Origin of the sequence: Paenibacillus pasadenensis DSM 19293 (assembly GCF_000422485.1) — a bacterium.
Classification (GTDB): Bacteria; Bacillota; Bacilli; order Paenibacillales; family Paenibacillaceae; genus Paenibacillus_O; species Paenibacillus_O pasadenensis.
Genome location: NZ_KE383849.1, coordinates 67114 through 89141, shown reverse-complemented (window position 1 = coordinate 89141; position 22028 = coordinate 67114). Strand labels below are relative to the sequence as shown.

Annotated in this window: 3 protein-coding genes; all 3 read left to right on the top strand. The window is 68.6% G+C overall.

Translation table 11 applies throughout. From position 1 onward, the window contains the following. The first annotated feature begins 271 nt into the window (after positions 1–271). Complete coding sequence (locus tag H582_RS0114655; RefSeq protein WP_028599116.1) at positions 272–5539, top strand: hypothetical protein; 5268 nt, start codon at positions 272–274, stop codon at positions 5537–5539. 31 nt (positions 5540–5570) lie between these two features. Next, entirely contained in the window at positions 5571–13193 is a 7623-nt protein-coding gene (locus tag H582_RS0114650; protein WP_028599115.1) for an S-layer homology domain-containing protein, read from the top strand. Positions 13194–13275: 82 nt separating this feature from the next. Further along, the gene (locus H582_RS0114645; RefSeq protein WP_127464501.1) at positions 13276–22017 is read left to right on the top strand and encodes a chitobiase/beta-hexosaminidase C-terminal domain-containing protein; all 8742 of its coding nucleotides are present in this window, start codon (positions 13276–13278) and stop codon (positions 22015–22017) included. The last annotated feature ends 11 nt before the right edge of the window (positions 22018–22028 follow it).

Here is a 22028-nt window from a genome sequence, read left to right as displayed (position 1 = left end):
GGCCGGCGAGCCGAATCCAAGGCACAATTCTGCCTTGGATGGCCCGCTTCCCGGCCGGCGTCTACTCCTCCCGGAAGAGGAAGTTTTTTTGTGTTAACCCATTTAGAAGAGGGTGTCCCTAAGCCAAGGCTGTCGGGACACCCTCTCTTTTTGCGCTTGTTTATCGGCTGTTTATTTTTCGTTTATTCCCTTTTCTTAGAATCGTCTCAGAATATGTCGAATCATCGGGACGTTCGTCTCAGTTCGACAAGGGGATAAGGGGGGCAACAATGTGTTGCTGCGCAAAAAAGGCAAGCGGGGACTTGGGCTGCTGCTGGCGGCGAGCCTGCTCGCGGGAGCGGCGTCCGGAGGCTGGGTGAAGCCGGCCGAGGCGGCCGCGGCGGACATCGAGGTCAAGCAGAAGTTCGGCAACCGGATCGGGAACCTCAGCTACGGGGCTGAGAACGCGTTCGGCAACTTTTACAACAACATGGAAAGCGGCTTCTACATGGAGCATGATTCGTCTACGTCGGCCGACTGGGGCGCCGGCGACGTCTTCACGGACGAGTCGGGCGCGACCTATACGCTGCGCGTAGGAGAGAACCCTCTGCTGTCGGCGATGGCCCAAAGCGGCCATGCGACGTTTAAGATCGGCTTCGCCGTGCTGCGCAAGCATTACGGCGTCTTTTCCGGCTCCGAGAATTCCAGCATCACCGTGACCGTGAACGGCCGGGAGCTGATGCACTACGATACGGACGACACGAGCGGAAGCACGCAGATCTACAACAAGTCGGAGCAAGAGACGCTGACGCCGGGCGCGGTCATCAAGATCCGCATCTTCGGCCAGGACGACGACGACGGCCCGACCGGCGTGCGCGGCCTGTACATCCTGTTCGAGGACAAGCAGCGTCCCGTGCTGGAGGACTATACGTTCACCGGCAACGGGGCGACGCGCTTGAACACCGAGATCAACCAGACCGAGCTCTACGTCAAAAAGAACGAGTTCGTCGACCTCGCCTACAACTTCAGCGAGCCGATCCGGCCGACCGCCGTATCGGCGGGCTTCTCGGACTACTTCCTGAGGCATCCGCTGTTCGTCAACCAGGCCAATACCGGCTTGCCGGCGGAGGGCCAGCAGCAGTACCTGCAGAACACGACGTACAGCGCGGCCAACCTCGGCACCTACCACGACCGGCTCGCCTATCGCTACGTCGCCTCGGCGTACCACAACAGCGGCAACCTGCCGCTCGAGCCGAGGGTCGACACGAGCACGCTGAACGCGCTGCCGATGGACCTCTCGCTCAAGGAGAAGCTCGAGCAGGCCGTGCTGGCGGACGCCGCCGGCAACGTCGCCTCGATGCGCTTCCCCAACAAGGCGAGCGCGGGGAGCCTGCCGGTCGTCGTCTCTGCCGGCCGCGCCGTCGATCCGTTCGACTACAAGTCCGGCGGCTACCGCGTCATCGTCGACGCGGTGCGTCCGAAGTACACGAAAAGCGGAAACGGCATCCAGCCGGAAATTCTGACCGGCACGACGCTGAACAAAGGCGACGTCATCGACTTCAGCGTGCAGCTCACCGAGCCGGGTATCGTCAATCGGCTGTGGGAAGGGCAGGAGAACGGCACGTACCTGCTGTTCAACAACGGCATGCGCGCCTACTACGTCTCCGGCTACAGCAAGTCGGTATGGAAATTCCGGGCGACGATTGGCGATTCCGTGGACCTCGAGACGCCGCTGCTCAAGGTCGTCTCGCTGTCCCATGACCGCAAGACGCCGCAGACATCCGATCTCGAGGTCATCCAGGACTATGCGGGCAACCTGCTCATCCAGCCGGCAAATTTCCAGGAAACCTATGCCAATGCGCCGCTTGATCTGGAGCCGTCGCTCGTAAACTCCAAAATCGACTGGGCCAATCTCATGATCGACAATACGAAGCCGATCATCGGCTACCGCTACGAGCAGGGCGGAGCTACGGGCTCGACCTACGCCAAGGACGGCAAAGCGACGATCGACGCCAACGATCCATCCCTGCTCGTGCCTCCGCTCGATCCGTCCGTCCCTGACCGCGGGCTGGAGCGTCCGAGCCGCGGCATCTACCGGCCGAGCAACATGAGCGCCGAGGCGTCGCCGTCGATCGGCCTCGTTTATTACACGTGGAGCCAGTCGCCGGCCGATCCGCTCGCGGGCAAGGAAAGCGACCATTTCGCCGCGATCAAGCGCTACTCGCTGTCGGCCAAGCAGCCTGCGGAGGAGCTGTATCCGGAGATGACCGGCCTCACGCTGTCGGTGACGAACAACAAGACGAACCTGATCGCGCCGCCGCCCGAGGCGCTGCGGCCGGAGAACAGCGGCAAGTGGTACCTGCATGCGTGGACGGCGGACATGACGTGGGATACCGCCCGCGAGCTGATGCAGTACGACAAGAGCAAGGACTACGTCGCCCAACATCCGCAGCAGTACGAGGCATGGAAGGCCGAGGCGCCGGGCGAGTCGGAGGCGGACAAGACCGTCTACGCCGACAACAAGGCGCTGCAGGCGGTCGGCCAGTACGGGGACTCCGACCTTTGGAAGCTGGAGGACTTCAAGCGGAACGACTCCAACTGGACGCATGAGGTCGGCATCCTGCGCCTGGACAACAAGCAGCCGATGCTGCAGCCGGCATCCGTCTCGGCGGACGGCACGGCCAACGTCACGGTCGAGGCGCTCGTCGAGGAGCCGCATAGCGGCATCCGCAGCATCGGCTACCAGTGGGTCAAGGAGGGCTTCGATCCGCAGGAGCTGGAGTGGAAGCCGGCGACGACGGTGGCAGGCGCCGTGTACGGCGATGACGCGCCGTCCTATACGGTGACGCAGTCGACCTACAGCGACGTGTTCGAGGACGGAGCCTACTGGCTCTACCTGAGAGCCGAGGACCAGGCCGGCAACTTCGTCGTCGACACGCCGCAGAGCGCGCCGATCACGGTGAGCTCGGAGCAGGCCGTGCCGACGAAATTCCTGCCGGAGCCGAAAGCGAGCTTCGTCCGCAGCTCGGAGCTGACGTTCCATATCGGCGAGGCGCTGCCGGATTCGCTCGGCTACGCCTGGTCGGACAGTCCGCTGCGTCCTGCGGACGGCGCGTTCTCGCCGCTCGATCCGCTCGGCACCGACGAGCTTGGCTGGACGAGCTATACGATCCCGGATGAAGGAAAAAGCGGCGTCCGCTACGTGCATGTGAAGGCGCAGCTCGGCGACCGTACGCAGTATTACTCCCGGGCCTACTATTTCGACAACGAGCCGCCGCAGATCGGCTTCGGCCTCGAGGGGCTGAGTTATCCGCTGCCCATTCAGAGCGTGCTCGTCACGGTAGCGGAGCTGTACAGCAAGAACAACCTGAACGCCTGGTTCCAATGGGTGCGCGAAGGGGAGTCGGAGCCGACGGAAGGCTCGGGCGGCTGGCAGGAGCTGAAGAGCGACCGCGTCGCGCAGCTGGATGGCGCGGAGCGGCTGGCGCCGGGCGAGACGGCGGACTTCCGCCTGTACGTCAAGGCCGTGGACGGCGCAGGCAACTCCGCGCTGGCGGCCACCTCCGGCACGTTCAAGCTGGCCGGCCCGGTCAAGGACGCTCCGGCCGCTCCCGGCACGTCCAAGCTCATCTCCCTGACCGGCGACGAGGAGGACGGCTACACGGCGATCGTCAAGCTGGGGCTGCAGACGGAAAATCCGTCGGGCTACGACTACTCGGTGTCCCCGGACGGGGGATCGACCTGGCTGAAATGGCGTCCGTACACGACGTTCGCCAGCCTGAAGGTGCCGTCGGGAGATCCGGCCGCGCTGCAGGTGCAGGTCAAGTACCGCTCGCCGGGCGGCAAGGTCGGGGCCGTCTATCCGGTCGACGCCGCGGGCTTCGACCCCGACGCCGAGCCGGTCTATGCGGTGGCGACGATCCCGTCGCTGACGCCGGTGAACGCCCAGACGGGAGCGACGATCGAGATCGCGCCTCCGCCGGGCATCCGCATCGTGCCGTCGAAGCTCAACCATGTGCAGCCGGTCCGCTCCGGCAACCGCTTCAACGTCAAGGAGAACGGCTTCTACACGTTCGATCTGAGCGATCTGAACGATGCGAAGCGCAAGGAGACGCTCGTTGTCGTCGTGAACCATGTCGACGGCACGCCTCCGGCCGGCATCATCCAGTACTCGGTCAGCAACAACGTGCAGACGAACGGCAGCGTGACGGCGATGCTGACCGGCACTGAGCCGATCGTCGTGACGAACAACGGCGGCAAGAGCGCCTACACGTTCACGGACAACGGCAGCTTCACCTTCACCTTCAAGGACGCCGCCGGCAACACCGGCGAGGCGACCGCCGTCGTGGCCAACATCGACCGCACGCCGCCGCGCGTCAAGATCGAGCGCTCCTACGCCTACGGCAAGGACGGCAGCCGGACGTTCGGCACGATCACCGACGGCAGCGGCAACGTCGTGCTGTCCTCGGGCGTGACGCTGTCGGTCGTCAAGGCCGACGCCGGGGCCCGCGACTTCGTCGTGCACAGCCAGAACAACGGCGTCGCCGTGACGCAAAACGGCGTGGTCTCGTTCACGGTCGGCGACGCGCTCGGCAATACGCTCGTCGTCAAGGAGCAGGTGGACGGCATCGCCAGCGAAGGTCCGCAGCCGGAGCGCGTGTCCTACACGTTCATCGACGCGAGCGGCGCGGAGCTGCCGGCGAGCCGCATCGCCACGATCGGCGGCAAGAAATACGCCGCAGGCAGGATGAAGGTGACGGTCAGCGGCAAGATCGCCGCGCCGAACGCCGTCTTCTCCGGCCTGCGTCCGATCGGGACGCCAGGCGCCTACAGCAATCAGGTGAGCGATGACAGCGGAGCCTACTCGTACTCTCGCATCTTTGAAACGAACGGCACGTCCGCGCTGGCAATTTCCGACGCGCTCGGCAACGCCACGCAGATTCCGGTGACGGTAGCGGGCCTCGACAACGCCGCGCCGACGCTGCGGCTGAAGCAGAGCTCCGTCGGCATCGTGCAGAACAAGGCCGGCTTTAATGCGGCAGCCGATCTCGGCGGCTACGAGGCTTCCGACAATGTGTCGGCGGCGGACAAGATCAAGGTGGAGATCAGCGGCCTTGACCTGGGCCAGCTCGGCCGCCAGCGCGTCGCCTACACGGCGACCGACGAGGTCGGCAACCGCACGGTCGCGTACCAGGACGTCGTCGTCGTCAAAAACGGCGGGCTGCTCATCTTCGGCAACGGCACGCTGCTGTCGGCCTTGTCCGGCGAGCAGGCGCTGTTCGATACGAACCGCATCACGTTCCGCGTCAGCGGCTACGGCGACATGAAGGTCGGCGGCAAGGCGGCGGTCAACGAAGCGGGCACGTTCGAGCTGCTGTACCAGCCGGGGCTGTACCGCGAAGGCCAGATGAAGTCGATCGCGACGAAGCTGACGTACGAGCAGCTGGCAGGCAGCGGCTTCACCGTAACCTTCCCGAAGGCGGGCTGGTATACGGTCATCGTCCGCACGCAAGAGCGCGATCGCGAATATGCGAGCTTCTTTGTCGGATCGGTCAAATAGAGTGATGAACGAAGGAACTGGGGGATGTTCGGTGAAGCTGCTTAAACGCGGACTGTCGTCGCTGCTGGCATTCGTGCTCGTATTTCCCGCCCTGTTCGAGAGCGGCCACGCGGTGGCCGCCGAGCTGGGCAAGAGCCGGACGACGACGATTCAGAACGACTATATCAAGGTGACGGTCGACAACGAGACGGGACGGTACGGCATCCGCACGATCGAGGGACAGCCGATCCGCAAGCAGGACCAGAACGTGAGCCTGCTGTTCCGCGGAGACGATCCGGAGACGTCGTTCACGACGTTCCGCATCGACGGCACGGACTATATTTTCGGCAACAAATACAAGTTCGGCAGCGAGCAGTCGCGGACGACGGAGCCGACGCTCGTCGAGAAGCCGAACGGCACGAAGCAGCTGGAGATGGTCTGGTCGATGAAGGGCGTGTCGATCAAGCAGATCCTGCTGCTCTATACGGACGGCAAGGACAAGATCAACTCGGGCAACGTGAACATCCGCTACGAGGTGACGAACGGCAGCGGCGCCAAGGTGGAGGTCGGCAGCCGGATCCTGCTCGATACGATGGTCGGCGGCAACGACGGCCCGGCGTTCCAGGTCGGCACGGCGTCCAAGGCGCCGCTGCTCGTCGAGCGCCGGCTGACGCATGAGCCGGAGAAGATCGGCATTCCTCCGGAAGACGCGCCGCTGCACAAGCTGCCCGCCTACTGGGTCATGCGCGACAAGCTCGACCTCGAGAATCCGCAGGCGACGAACGTCGTCGCCTACGGCTTCAACAACGTCGCCGAGCAGAACATCAACATCGTCGACGAGATGGTCGTCGGACATTGGAACGGTCTGGCGAACACGAAGTGGGACTATGAGGTCCATCCGAACCTCGACTTCACTCGCGACACGAACGACTACGGCAGCGCGGATTCCGCCGTGGCGTTCTACTGGAACCCGGATGCGATCGATCCGGGACGCATGCAGAGCTTCGAGACGATCTACGGCCTCGGCGAGATCGTCGCGCCGGACAAAGTGTTCTCCATCCGCTACGTCGATCCGATTCAGCAGCTCGCCACGCTGCCGGACGCGAGCGGCTATCGCGACGAAGGCGTGTTCGACATCATCGCCGAGGTCGAGAACCTGCCGTCGTTCAACATGGAGCATTCGCGCCTGGAGCTGGAGATGACGCTCGAGAGCGGACTGAGCTTCGTGCAGCTCGACGAGCAGGGGAACATCAAGCGCGACGGCTCCGGCAAGCCGCTCGTCGACACCGTGAGCAGCAAGCGCGTCGAATACCGCAAGGAGGCGACGCCGGAGGAGGCTAAGCTCGGCATCCAGCCGAAGTACAAGCCCGGCGATACGGTGACGGCGACGTTCAAGGTGATGGCCAAAGGCCGGCCGTGGCCGACGACCCGCCAATACATGCTGACGGCGCGCAGCCCGGAGACGCGCAGCAAGATCGAGGGCATCGCCGACGAGAGCATCCAGGCGCAGTACGAGTCCGTCAAGACGAACTTCATCCTGCTGCCGCCGGTCGGCCAGGCGACGCCGACGTACGTGTACGGCGTCTCGCCCAAGGAGCTGTACCGCACGGACGTCAAGTACATGACGGTCAACCTGTCCAACATCGAGGCGTACACGACCGGCGGGGGCGGCACGGAGCCGAACTTCGACCTGTTCCTGGTCGAGAAGTCGACCCGCGAGCGCTACCGGGTGCCGGTCGCCGATTCGGTGCTGCTGCAGCCGACTGACGACGGCCTGACCGGCGACATGCGCATCACCTACCGCGGCGGCGACAAGGTCGACGAGGCGGGCAGCGTGATCGAGGAAGGACTCGGTCCCGAGCTGCCGCTCGGCGAGTACGAGATCGTCATCGACTACAAGGGGACGGCCGGCGACGATCCGGACCTCGCCTCGATGTACGACATCGCGTCGGGCCAGACGATCCTCGTCACCGACAACGACGAGTCGCGCATCCGCGAGGCCGGCATCCTGGCGCTGTACAAGGAAGTCGTCGATCTGAGCGGCATCGACAACGGCGCGACGGTCGGCGAGGAGCGGCTGGAGCAGCTGAACAGCCTGTTCCCGGGCGAGCCTTTCGAGGAAGGCAGCTTCCTGTACGAGGCCGCGACGCAGTACAAGAAGACGCGCGCCCTGATCGGCGCGGCCAGCAAGGCGGTCGATCCGGAATTCGAGCTGAGCGAGTTCGCCGACGAGGCCGCCCTCTCGGAGACGCCGCTTTACAACTATCAGATCTTCGAGAGCGAAGAGGATCTGGAGGCGTTCGAGGAGCAGGCCGAGGAGGATGAGATCGAGCGCGAGACGCTCGTCGTCGTGCGCGGCATGGTCAAGCAGGTCGGCAGCGGCGACGACCAGCAGATCATCGTCGATACGAAGACCGAGCCGGCGATCATCAACGGCGCGGTCGCCTACAGCGGCAAGGATCTCGTGCTCGTGCGCGGCAAGCTCGACATCCTCGGCATCAAGCAGCCGGAGGGACTGCCGCTGCTCGACACGCTGTTCGTCAAGGGCGACGGCACGCTGAGCGTGGCCAGCAGCGGCTTCATTTTCCACAAGGGCGAATGGACGCTCGACTTCTTCAACGGCTTCGACAAGACGCTCGGCGGGGACGGCTACGGCATCCCGCGCGCCGGCAGCGGCGAGGACGAGGAGGAGGACGAGGAGGAAGATAGCCAGGACGCCAACAAGCAGTCGGCGACGAACCCGGAGGACGACAGCCAGAACGGCAGCCTCAAATGGGCCGTCGGCGGCGTCGGCGACCGGCTCAATCCGCTTCGCCAGATCATGCTGGAGAACGTGTACTTCAACAAGCACTCGCTGTTCAGCGCTCCGAGCTTCTCGATCGACGGCTTCGGGCTGTCGCTGAACGACTTCATCCTGCGCGAGGGCGGCATCTCGTTCGGCGGCTCGATCTCGCTGAAGATCGTGAACGCGGAGATCAACAACGTCATCTTCAACGACAAGGGCTTCGTCGGCATCGACGCCAAGCTCGGCTTCGACCTCAACGAAAGCCTCGGCCTGTTCGGGCCGAAGGAGGACAAGAAGTCGGGCGAGGAAGGTCCGAAAAAGCCGAGCGGCAGCATCGGCGTCACCCACTACGTCCAGAAGGTGGACGGCATCAACAACACGTACGGCCTTGAATTCGAGGCGCAGCTCAAGAACATGACCGAGGTCGCGATCGAGTTCTCGCTCAAGCAGGTCGACGACGGGCGCATCCTGCCGGATGTGATCGCCTTCGGCACGCAGCTCAAGAGCCCCGGCATCCTCATCACCGGCGCGACGTACCTGACCGCGATCCGCGGCGCGGTGCGCGAGCTGGCCGACACGATCGCCGGCGGCACGGCGGAGGATCCGTTCCCGCTGACGATCCAGGCGGGCGTCGGCGTGCGCTTCGGCATGGCGCCGGCGTACTTCTTCGGCGACATCGACCTGACGCTCAAGCGGACGGGCATCAAGATCGAGGGCGTGATGGATTATTCCCCCGACGCCAACGCGGAAAAGGACGACCGCATCGAGATGATCACGATGGCGCTGCTGGAAGCCCAGTGGGTGACGCCGTGGTTCGTGCGCGTCCAGGCCGAGGTCGACATCGGCGGCTGGGACATCATCGTCGGCAAGGCCGGCATCTTTGTCGGCCAGAACCTGGAGAAGAACCGCACCGACTTCGAGGGCTACATCGGCTCCAAGGTGCAGATTCCGGGCTCGGTGCCGGTCGTCGGCGGCATGCCGCTGGCGAGCGTGTTCCTCGGCGTCAACAACGACAAGCTGTGGGGCAGCGTCGGCATCCTGTTCATCAGCCTCGGCATCACCTACTACTGGGGCGGAGGCGTCGAGTTCGGCACGTCGACCGACCAGCTGCCGGAGGGCCTCGCGCATCTGGTCATCGAGGATCCGGAGCGCGGACCGCGGCTGCTCGTCATCGGCTCGGGCGTGCAGGCGCTGGCCGACTCCCGCGTCGCGGCGGAGCAGGAGACGCAGGCGATCGAGTACCGCGAGATCGGAAACGGCATGAAGATCGTCGACAACGGCGACATGACGCTCGGCCTCGGCGGCATTACGGTCAAGAACGGCGGACGCGTGCATGAGATTCCGCTCGGCGGCGTCAGCGGCAACGCGATCATCGAGGTGGAGTACGACAGCAAGGAGTTGCCGGCCTTCACGCTGAAGGACGGCAGCGGCAAGCCGTACCCGATCAAGTTCGACAACACGAACACCGACAAGACGGCCAACGCCTTCACGCAAGTCGTGTCTGCGAAGAACACAGGGACGGACGTCGACTCGCGCAAGGCGTACGTCATCATCCCGGCGGCCAAGGCGGCCGCAGGCGGCACATGGACGCTGACCGCGCAGGCGCCGGTCGAGACGAAGCTGCTGAACGTGCCGACGGCGCCGCAGCTGAGCGAGGTCGGGCTGACGGCGGATCCGGCGGACGAGAACAAGTTCGCCGCGACGTGGAAGGTCGATAATGCCAAGCCGGGCGATACGGTGAGCCTGTATTTGGCGAAGGACGCCGTAACGGACGCGACCGAGACGCTGGCAAGCGGCGACGTCGTGCGCAAGGCCGGCGACGCGGGCATGCTGATCGCCAAGGACTTGCCGGCAGCGGCGGGACGGGCGAGCATCGACGTCCGGCGCATCGAGCTGGCGGGCGGCACGGAGGACATCCGCGGCCTGCTGCGCCAAGGCAGCTATTATGTGCGGGCGGAGCTCAAGTCGGAAAACGCCTTCGCCACGAAGACGTCGGCGCAGCGCTTCGAGCTGAAGGATCCGATGGCTCCGGGCAAGGTCAGCGACGTAGCGGTGAAGCCGGCAGGCAACGGCTATTTCCATCTGTCGTTCAAGCCCGGCGCGGTCAAGAGCGGCCAGCAGGCTTATGAGCGCAGCTATGTCGTCGAGGCTTTCCAGAACGGGATCGCGTACGAGCCGTTCGGCGACGTGCTCATGACCGAAGAGGAGCTGCAGCCGTACTGGAACGCTGCGAGCGGCAAGTACGAGGGCATTCCGATCGGCGGCTGGGCGGCCGTGTCGGCTTCGGATCAGATCGATACGTCCGGACTTGGCGGCACGCAGCTGGTCGGCGAGGAGGGCAAGGAGGCGCCGAAGGTGTCTCATGCCGGACTCGAGACCGGCAGCATGTACGTCATCGGCGTCAGCGCCTCGGCGGTGCCGACGGAAGCGGACGACAAGAACCGCAACCCGCATTACGCGGATCGGGCCGACACGGCGGCGACGCTGCTGCCGCTCGTGCAGAAGCCGCAGCTGACGCTCGGCGGCGGTCCGGTCAGGACGAGCGAGCCGGGCAAAACCTTCTGGACCTACCTGACGAGCGGCACCGAGCAGACGATCTCGCTGCATTCGGCGCAGCCGAACGTCGAGGTGGAGGCTTATGTCGGGGAGGAATACCTCGGCAAGGCGGACATGCGCAGCGAGGGCGGCATCAGCCGCGGCTCGCTCAAGCTGACCCGCTTCGCGACGGACGGCACGTTCGCCGTCGAGCTGCGGTCCCGCAACACGGCGACGGGCGACGTCTCGGTCACGATGCTGTACCTGACGGTCGATACGATCGCGCCGGTGCTGTACATCGACGAGCCGGCGACGGGAGCGCGGACGCAGGCCGGCCGGGTGCGCGTCGCCGGATCGACGACGCCGGGCGACGTGCTGACGGTCGCCGGACAGCCGGTCGAGGTCGAGGAGGACGGCCGCTTCGGCGGCGAGGTGCTGCTGCCGGAGGACGCCGGCGCGTCGGCCGAGCTGAAGTTCGTCGCCCGCGACGCGGCGGGCAATGAGAACTCGGCCGTCGTGGACGTCACGAACGACGGCTACCGCGCCCCGAGCGCGATCGTGCTGAAGCCGATCCCGACGCTCCGTCCGGGCGACAGCGTGAAGCTGCAGGCCGTGCTCCAGGTGGCGGACGGCAAGGACGGCAGCGGCAAGACGCGCTATAAGGAAGTCGCGCTGACCGAGACCGAGCGCGAGCGCCTGACCTTGACGGTCGACGGCGACTCGGCGCTGCTCGCCGAGGACGGCACGCTGACGGCGCTTGGCGCCGGCGCGAGCCTGATTACGGCGGAGTACCGCGTGTCGGACGGCATGACGCTGCAAGCGATGGCGGTCGCCGAGGCGAAGCTGCCGCAGCCGACCTCGCTCGGCGCGCTCGGAGCCGAGGCAGAGGCGGTGCTCGGCGCGACGGACAAGACGCGCGTCGTCGTGACCGATGCCGGCGACATGACGGGGCAGCAGCTCGCGTACCGCGTCTATAGCGCGGGAGCGAAGCTGCCAGCCTTCCAGGAGGACCTGTCGTCCTGGAGCCTGCTGCCGGCGGACGGCATCGTCGCGGCGAAATACGGCGACACCGTCGTCGTGGCGAAGCGCTTGTCCAGCGGCAAGCTGGCGATGGCGGCGAAGCTGATGCCGGCGAGCATCTGGATGATGATGCCGGGCGGCTTCGGCTTCGGAGGAGGCGGCGGAGCTCCTGCGGGCGACAAGCCGCAGGCGAGCGTGAACGGGGCGGCGATCGAAGCCGCCTGGGAAGGCAAGACGGCGCTGATCCGTCTGGACGGCTCTGTCCTGGAGGGCGGCGTCGCGGCGGATCTGACGCTCCGCTCGGCCGAGGCGGGAGCCGAAGGCTACCGCGTCACGGTGGAGCGGGCGCTTGCGGACAAGCTCGCCGCGGCGGGCAAGACGCTGCGCATCGAGCTGCCGATGGCGAGCCTCGCGCTCGGAGCGCCGCAGCTGCGCGGCGGCAACAACGATCTCGTGCTGGCGTTCGGCTTGAACGACAGCGGAGAGCGGACGCTGCTGGATGCGGCGGCCGCGGCCCAAGGCTTCCGGCTGCTCGGAGGCGGCGCAGGCACCAAGCTGCAGCTCGGCCTCGCGCCGGCAGGCTGGAAGCCGGCGCCAAGCGCGACGCTGCCGCTGCCGGAAGGCGTCTCGTCGAAGGACGTGACAGCGGTGCTGCTCCGCGCGGCGGACGGCAGCTGGACGCCGCTGCCGTGGAAGCCGGCCGCCGGCGGCTCGGCCGCCCTGGTGCGGCTGACCGGCTCGGGCAGCGTGTACTACGCGGCGAGCACGCGGACGTTCACGGACGTCGCGCCGCTGTTCTGGGCGGCGGACAGCATCCGCCAGGCTTCGGCCCGGATGCTCGTCCTCGGCCAATCCGCGGACAAGTTCGCGCCGAACGCCAAGGTGACGAGGGCCGAGTATCCGACGATCCTGCTGCGCGCGGCAGGCTACATGAACGAGCCGGCCGCGGCGGTCCGCTTCGGCGACGTGCCGGCGGACAGCTGGTACGCCCGCACGGTCGGCATCGCAGTCGGCCTCGGCCTGGCGAGCGGCAAGAGCGCGGAGCGCTACGATCCGAACGCGGCGCTGACGCGGCTCGAGGCGATGGCCATGGCCGGCAGGCTGATGGCGATCGCGCAGCCGGGAGCGCAGCTTGAGGAAGCGGAGATCGCGCGCGTGCTGGGCGCCTTCGCCGACGTCAAGGCGATCCCGGACTGGGCGCGCGGCCCGGTTGCGGCCGCCGTCAAGGCGGGGCTCATTCAAGGCATCGACGGCAGCATCCGTCCGGGCGATCCGCTGACCCGCAGCCAGGCGGCTGCGATCGCGGTCCGGGCGAGCGACTGGATGAATTCATAACCGGCCGGCAGGCGAGCCCGCATCATGCTTCAGGCGTGATGCGGGTTGTCTGCTAAGAACGGATCTAAGTGGGGGGCAGGACATGAAGGCAAGGAAAAGATATCGGACCTGGAAGATGGCGGCGCTCGGCGCCGCCATCCTCGCCGGGGCCGCCGGCGGCACGGCCATGCTGGCCGGAGCCGGAGCCCAGACCTGGGACGGCTCCGCGGATACGAGCTGGTTCGACGCGACCTACACGACGTTCAAGATCGACACGCCGGCCAAGCTGGCGGGCATCGCCAAGCTCGTCAACGGCGAGAACGGCGAGAACGGCGTGGACGGCCTGAAGGGCAAGATTTTGGAGGTCGACCGGAGCCTCGACCTGTCGGCGTACGACTGGCTGCCGATCGGCACGGAATCCCATCCGTTCAAGGGCACGCTGATCGCCAAGGACGGAGCGATGTTCGGCATTTCCGGCATGCGCGTTCCGGCCGCCATTCCTTATCAGGGACTGGTCGGCAACATGGACGGCGGCACGGTCGGCGGCTTCCGCTTCGAGGCGGACGGCGAGATCGACGTCACCGTGGCCGGCAACGTCTACGCGGGCTCGGCCGTGGGCAAGATGATCGGCTACAGCATCGTCTACGATATCGAGAACGAGCTTGCGATCGAGGCCGAGAGCGGCAGCGGCGTCGCCTATGCGGGCGGCATCGTCGGCTCGGGCTCGGGCCAGGTGTCCAATGCGCTCAACGAGGCGCCTGTCACCGTGGCGGGCTCCACCTACGCCGGCGGTCTGGTCGGACATGTGTCCGAGGGCGGCCTGACGCTGAAAAAGGCGGCCAATGACGGGGCGGTCTCCGCGAGCGGCGGAGCCGCGAGCGAGCTGTACGCCGGCGGTCTGACCGGCCTGACGGCAGGGGCGCTCGACATGCAGGGCGAGAGCACGCCGATCCGCAACGGCGGCGCCGTGACGGTGACGGGCGGCCGGCTCGCGCATGCGGGCGGCCTCGCCGGGCATTACGGCTCGCCGGTGACGTTCTCGGCCGATACGGCGAACAGCGGCGAGGTCAGCGTGACGTCGCCGGATGCGGAGGAGAGCTACGCCGGCGGCGTGGCGGGCTCGATCGGCGGCGTCCTGCCGGACGCCTCTGTCGCGCTGCGCCAGACGGCCGCGGTCCATCATGCCGGCGGCGAACGCGTCTACTCCGGCACGATCGCCGGCTTCGTCGGCCCTGCGCTGACCTGGTCCAAAGGCTTCGAGCAGGCGATTCCGATCGCCGCCGAGGGCAAGGACGTTTATGTCGGCGGCCTGTTCGGCTATGCGGCGCAAGGCGTCAGCCTGACCGACGATGCGCCTGCGGCGTATGTCTCGGCGGCCGCCGTCGAGGCGCAAGGCACGGGCGCGGTATACGCCGGCGGCATCGTCGGCTACAACGGCGGCGGCCTGATCCGCCATGCGTCGTTCAAGAGCGGCCTGACGGCCGACACGGCCGGCGACAGCGCCGTTTATGCCGGCGGCATCGCCGGTTATCTGGCGGCGGGAGCCGAGATCAGCGGCTCCGCTGCCGGCGGCACGGCGGCCCAGCCGCTCGCGATCGTCGCCGAAGGCGAGCTGGGCGGCATCGCCGGCCATTCCGACGGCACGATCTCCGCTTCGTCGGCTTCCTGGCTGACGCTGCGGGCGCAGCGCTCCGGCAGCGCGGCCGGCGGCATCGCCGGCGCCGCCTCCGGCACGATTGCAGACGCTCGCGCCGGCGATCCGTCTGCGTCCGATTCGGCGAGCCTTCGCTTCGAGACGGCGATCGCTTCGCCGGCGGGCGGACGCGACGACTTCGCTGCCGGCGGCCTGATCGGCCGCGGCATCGGCGAGCTGACGGTGAGCGGCAGCCGGGTCGACCGGGTATCCGCCGCTCTGCCCGCGGGCATGACGGGAGTCGCGTTCGGCGGCGCGGCCGGCCGGATCGACGGCGCGGCCGTGCTCGGCACCTCGGCGCAGCCGCTGGCGGTCCGCGCGGTCACGCTGGAGGCGCAGGCCGACGAAGCCGCGCTTGGCGGCGGCATCGGCCGGCTTGACGGCACCGCTCAGGCGAGCCTGCTCGTATCCGGCTTCGAGGTCGACTCTTCCGGCGCCCGCGCCCGCATCGGCGGCATCGCCGGCGAGAACGCCGGCAGCCTGAGCGGCGGCGCGGCCGAGGCGGTCACGATCCGCTCGACCGGCGCGGACGCGCGGCTCGGCGGCGCGTCCGGCCTCAGCCGCGGCTCGATCCTCGGCGCCACGGCGCGCAGCGTCGCGCTTGCGGCCGAAGGCTCCGGCGCGGAAGCGGGCGGACTCGTCGGCCGGCTGGAGGGCTCGGCGGACAGCCGCGCCACGCTGACCGACTCGAAGCTTGAGGGCGGCGAGTCGCCGACGGCAGCGGCGACGGCGGCGGGAGCGCGCATCGGCGGCATCGCCGGCTACGCCGTCCATGCCGATCTCATCCGTCCGGCGGCGCTCGCAGAAGCGCCGAACTACGTCGCGCTAACGCTGAGCGCGCCCGGCATCGAGGCCGGCGGCTTGGCCGGCCGCGCGGACAGCAGCCGGATCGAGGGCGATCTGCAGCGGGTGAACATGCAGAACCTGCTCCTGACCGCATCGGCGGACGCCTCGCAGGCGAAGGCCGGCGGCCTGGTCGGCAGCAGCGTCGAGACGACGCTGCGCGGCCTCGTCGGCAGCGGCGCGAACTTGCTGCTGAGCGGTCCGGATTCGGCGGCGGGCGGCCTGGCGGGCACGCTCAAAGGCGGCGAGGCGGCTGCGATCGTCGATACGGTGTTCGGCGGCATGCAGCTGAAGGCCAACGCCTCCGCAAGCGGCAGCTTCGTCGGCGGCATGGCGGCACGGCTGGAGGCGCGCGCGAGCGACCCGGCAGCCGCTCCGGCCAGCTCGAGCGGCATCATCGTCAACAGCCGCGTAGCCGGCAGCGTGCAGGCGCTCGCGCCGGGCATGACGGTCGGCGGCCTCGTCGGCGAGAACGCCAGCCTGATCGCCAACGTCAGCGTGACGGACAAGATTCCGGTTTCCTCCAAAGGCGCGAACGCCGTCGTCGGCGGCTTCGTCGGCCGCAACGCGGCGACGGGCACGCTCTACTACACGTACACGAACGCCAATCTGACGATCGAGGGCCAGGGAACGCTGGCCGGCGGGCTCGTCGGCGACAACGCCGGCCGCATCCTCGCTTCCTATACGGATCTTGATCTGACGAGCAAAGCCTACGGCACGTCCGGCCAGCCGGTGTTCCTCGGCGGCCTCGCCGGCCGCAGCTCCGGCACGGTCGAGCAGTCGTACGCCGCCTCCAAGGTGACGGCTTCCGGCGCCTATGCGCAGGCCGGCGGCCTGCTCGGCGAGCTCGCAGGCGGCTCGGTCAAAAACGCCTACAGCGCCAAGAGCGTGACGGCTTCGGGCAGCGGCTCGTATGCCGGCGGCTTCGCCGGACGGATCGTCTCCGGCCGCATCTCGTCGAGCTATTCCGCCGCCGAGGTGTCGGCGAGCGGGACGGCGCTGGCGGGCGGCTTCGCCGGCCGCTACGACAACGCGAGCAAGGAGCTGCTGTACAAGAGCTATTACATCAAGGACGAAAAGCTCAACCTGAACAAGGATCTGCCGGACTTCGCCGACGGCGAGTACCGCTGGCTGAGCGTGCTCGGCCGCCTGAGCACGATCCTGTCGTCGACGCTGTCGGACCGCTCGGAGTTTCCGGCGCTGTCGGGCTGGGATTTTGCCGCCGCCTGGAAATACGGCTCGCTCGGCGCCCAGTACCAGTATCCGGAAGTGAACCGCGCGGCCAGCAGCGGCGGCGGGGAAGAGGGCACGGGCGGCAACGTCAACGCCAACCTCAACTGGTACTTGCGCGACAAGGACGCGACGACGTTCCAGATCGGCACGGAGGCCGAGCTGGCAGGTCTGGCGGCCATCGTCAACGGCACGCTTGTCGGCGTCGAGCCGTTCAGCTTCGCCGGCCGCACGATCGAGATCAAAGGTCCGATCCATGTGCAGTCCGCCCAGTGGAGCCCGATCGGCGTCAGCGAGGCGCTGGCGTTCCAGGGCGAGCTGCTCGGCGGCGGCCATCTGATCGACGGCTATGCCGTCAGCGGCGAGGTTCCGTTCGGAGGCTTGTTCGGCGTCATCGGCGCGGACGGCTCGGCGAGCGGCCTCGCGCTGGAGCCGAAGGAAGCGCGCGGCTCCTCGTATGCCGGAGCGCTGGCCGGCCTCAACTACGGCCGCATCGCGGACATCGCGCTGAAGCTGCCGGCGGGAGCGTCCGTCTCCGGCGGCGTCGCCGGCGGCATCGTCGGCCGCAGCGAAGGCGCGGCGGAGGGCCTGCGGGCCGAGCTCGCCGGCGGCCGCGTCGAGAGCGCGGCGGCGGGCGGAGCGGCCGGCGGCATCGCCGGCGAGAACGTCTCCGCGATCGCAGCCGGCAGCTGGAGCCTGACGACATCGGGCGAAGCGGCAAGCCGCATCGCGGCAAGCGGCGACGATGCGGCGGCGGGCGGCCTGGCGGGACGCCAGAGCGGGACTTCCTCGGCGCTGAAGCTGGAGCTGACGCGGCTTGCGGTCGAAGCTTCCGGCGTCGGCTCCGCGGCGGGCGGCCTGTTCGGCTCCTATTCGGACGGCGACGCCTCGGAGCTTTCCGTCTCGTTCGGCGAGGCGGTCTCCGTGAGCGCCGGCGCGGACGATGCGGCGGCGGGCGGCCTGATCGGCCGCTCGGCAGCCGGCAACGGCCTCGGCGGCCTGAAGGTCGAGGCGGCTCCGTCCGCGCTCGGCGTAACCGGCGGCGGCTCTGCCGGCGGCTTGATCGGCGAAAAGACGGGCCGCGGCATCGCGGCCTGGGACATGCGTGACGCTTCGGTCCAAGGACTGGCCGTAAAAGCTCCGGCCGGCTCGGACGAGGCGGCGGTCGGCGGCCTGATCGGCCGAGCGGACCAGACGGCGCTTGGCGGCGTCAAGGCCGGCTTCGCGTCGCTGGATGCGCGCGGAGAGGCCGTCTATGCCGGAGGCATCGTCGGCCGCGCGGCGGAGACGACGATCCAGGACGCCGAGGCGTCCGGACCGATCGCCGCCGCGCTCGACGCCGGCTCCGCCGGCGCGCTGGCGGCTGGCGGCATCGCCGGCGAGCTGAGCGCATCGGACCGCGATGCGGGACTGCGCTTCGGCGACCTCTATCCGCTGTACCGCGGCCTGTATCAGGCAGAGTACGAAGGCCAGCTGAACGTGGCGGCCGCAGGCGGCGAATCCGCGCTGCATGCGGGCGGCCTCGTCGGCGCGCTGCGCGGCGCCTCGATCTATGACTCGCAGAGCCGCGCGCATATCGCCGCCGGCTCGGCGGGCGAGCTCGACGCGGGCGGCATCGCCGGCTTCAGCAGCGGCATCCTCGTCCATGCCGATGCGTTCGGCGGCATCGACGCCTCCGGCAGCGGCGTCTACCGCGTCGGCGGCCTTGTCGGCCGCGCGCTGGACGGCGAGATCCACTACAGCCGCGCCGTCGCCGCCGGCGGAGCGCGGATCGCGGTCGGCACGGCGCTGACGATCGGGGAAAATCTCCCGGCGACGTTTGTCGGCGGCGCGCTCGGCCAGGGCGACCGTCTCGTCGTCGCCCGCAGCTCCGCGTCGATCCCGGTCGACGCGGCGGACGGCAACATCGACACGACGCTGTATGCCGGCGGCTTCGCCGGACAGCTCGGCGAGAACGGCGCGGGCAGCGGCTCGATCCGCTACGCCTATGCGGACGGCGCGGTGACGGCTGCCGGCAAGCGCGGCTCCTACGCGGGCGGCTTCGCCGGCTCCATCAACCGCTTCGCCGTCGAGGACAGCTATGCGTCCGGCTCGGTCAGCAACACCGGCCAGGACACGCGTACCGGCGGCTTCGCGGCCGCCGTCGAGCGCAGCGGCAGCGTGCTTCGCTCCCATGCGCTGCAGGAGCGCGTCGCCACGACCGGCCTCGCCGGCACGACCCGCTCGTATACGGGCGGCTTCGCCGGCTACAACGACGGCAAGATCGAGCAGGCGTACGCGTCCGCGATCGAGCTGGCCGTCAGCGCCAAGGGCACGGACACGCATAAAGGCGCGCTCGTCGGCTACAACTTCCGCGACGGCCGCATCGCCTCGTCCGCCTACAGCGGCAGCGGCGCGGCGGTAGGACGCAATGCAGGCGCGGCGGCTTCGGCCGAGGCCGTGCCGGCGCGCGATCCGCGTCCGGCGGGCAGCTGGGCGGCGACGTACGATCCGTCCGTCCTGCGCCTGTCCGCAGACGGCGAGATCGCGATCGGCAGCCGCGCGCAGCTGGACGGCTACGTTCGACTGAGCAACGACACCGGCGCCGCCTACTTCAAGCTGTTCGACCGCGCGGCCACGGCTTCGCCGCTCGGCTCCGGCGACAAGCTGCGGCTGACGGCGGACATCGACCTGTCCGCGTTCGGCTGGACGCCGCTGCAAGCCTTTGACGGCGAGCTGGCCGGCGACGGCCATCGGCTGATCGGCCTGCGCGCCGACGGCGGCACCGGCGACGCGGCGTTCGCGCTCGTGAGCCGCGGCCTCATCGCCGACCTGCAGCTCGTCGGCGCGAGCGTGCAGGCCGGCCGCCATGCCGGCCTCGTCGCCGCGATCAACGCGGACGGCGGCGAGATCCGCGGCGTCACGGCCGAGGGCAAGGCCAGCGGCGGCGCTGGCGCGGGCCTCATCGCCGGCGTCAACGAATCGGGCGGCATCCTCCGCGACGTCACGGCCGAGGGCTCGGCGAGCGGCGCCGACGCGGGCCTCGTCGCCGGCATCAACGCGGCCGGCGGCGACATTCGCGGCGCGACGGCCGAAGGCTCGGCCAGCGGCCGCCTGAGCGCCGGCCTCATCGCCGGCGACAATGCCGGCCTCATCGCCGAGTCCGGCTCTGCCGGCCTCGCGAAAAGCGAAGCCAGCGCCGGCGGCCTCGTCGGCCTCAACGCCAAAGGCGGCGTCATCGAGCGCTCGTACAGCGCGGCCGATGCGTCGTCTCAAGGCTCCGAAGCCGCAGCCGGCGGCGCGGCCGGACGCAACGACGGCCGCATCTCCGACACGCTGGCGTCCGGACGGACGACGGCGGACGGCACGGCGCTCGCTTGGGCGGGCGGCCTCGCCGGCCGCAGCGCAGGCGCCGTCGAGCGCTCCGTCGCGGGCGGCGAAGCGGTCGCTTCGATCCAGGGCGCGCTCGTGCCGGGACGCAGCTTCTTCGGCGGCATCGCCGGGCAGCTGGCGGACGGCGGCACGATCGCGGACGCCTCGTTCCAGCGGCAGCTGGTCAAGCGCGGCGTCGCTTATTACGACGCTGCAGGCATCATCCGCACGGAGGGCGGCCTTGACGGCGCGGCGCTGACGAGCGGCACGCTTCCGTCCGGCCTGTCCGGCGGCGTCTGGCGCGCAGCGGCCGGCTTCTATCCGGCGCCGTCCAACAGCCCGCTCGCCCGCCTGGCGGCCGCGGCCGTCATGCCGGCGGCCGGCGATACGATCAACCGCCTGACGGCAGGCTTCGGCCTCAGCCGGGCGGACGGCCTCCTTTGGAGCGCCGATCCGTCGCTCGTCCAGCTCCAGTCCGGCTCCGGCCGGCTGCTGGCCGGCGGCGTCGCCGAGCTCGAAGCCTCGCTGGGCGGCTTCGTCCGTACGATGGTCCTGAACGCGCCGGAGCTGCGCTGGCCGCAGGCCGCAGCCGCTCCGCAAGTCGTCTCGGGCGATCGGGAGTTCACGGAGAAGGTCGAGATCGTCCTCTCCGCCGAGCCGGGAGCCGTCATCCATTACACGCTTGACGGCAGCGAGCCGAGCGAGCAATCGGCCGTCTACTCTTCGCCGATCCCGCTCAAGGCGACGACGACGCTGAAGGCGATCGCAGTCGTGCTCGGCAAGGAGCACAGCCCGGCGCTGAGCGGCGAGTGGAAGCTGCAGCCGCCTCCATCGCCGTCGGGCGGAGGAGGGTTCTTCTTCCCGGCGCCGAGCCCGTCTCCGACGCCTGAGCCCAAGCCTGCCGTCGAATCGAACATCGGCAAGCCGGCGATCGGCGACGAGCAGCCCGCCGCCGTGCGCGCGCCGCGCGGCAGCATCCTGCGCCTGACCGCGCCGGAGGGCAAGTGGATCCGCTATACGACCGACGGCAGCGACCCGACGGAGTCCAGCCCGCGCTTCACCGGCGAGCTGGTGCTGAACCGCTCCGTGACGGTGAAAGCGCTCGTCGAAGGCGACAAGCGCATCCTGACGTACAAGTTCGACGTCGGCGCCGCGCAGTACAGCCTGCGCAAGGATGCCTCGACCGTGCGCTACGCTTCCGGCTATGCCGACGGCAAGTTCAAGCCGGACGCGGCGATGAGCCGCTACGAGCTGATCGAAGCGCTTGCGCCGCTGCTTGACCGCGAGGAGGGCGAGCTGTACAACGCCTTCCCGGACAAGTCGGGACGCAGCGACCAGCTCGTCGCCTTCTTCGCCTCCGCCGGCATCGTCGGCGGCTATCCGGACGGCACGTTCGGCGGCGACCGCGGCCTGACGCGCGCGGAGTTCGCTGTCATCGCCGCGCGGGCGCTCCAGATCAGCGTCGACGGCGATGCCGTGCCGAAGCAGAAGGATGCGCGCAAGCACTGGGCGTCGGGCTTCATCGCCGCCCTGACCGATGCGGGTTATATCCAGGGCTTCCCGGACGGCAGCTTCCGTCCGAACAGCCCGCTCACCCGCGCGCAGGCGATCTCGCTGCTGAACCGCATGGCCGGCACGGCCAAGCGCGCGGACGCCGAGCCGCTGTATGGCGACGTGCCGCCGAGCCACTGGGCGTACGCCGACATCATGGCCGCAACCCGCGACTGAGCCGTCCGTCC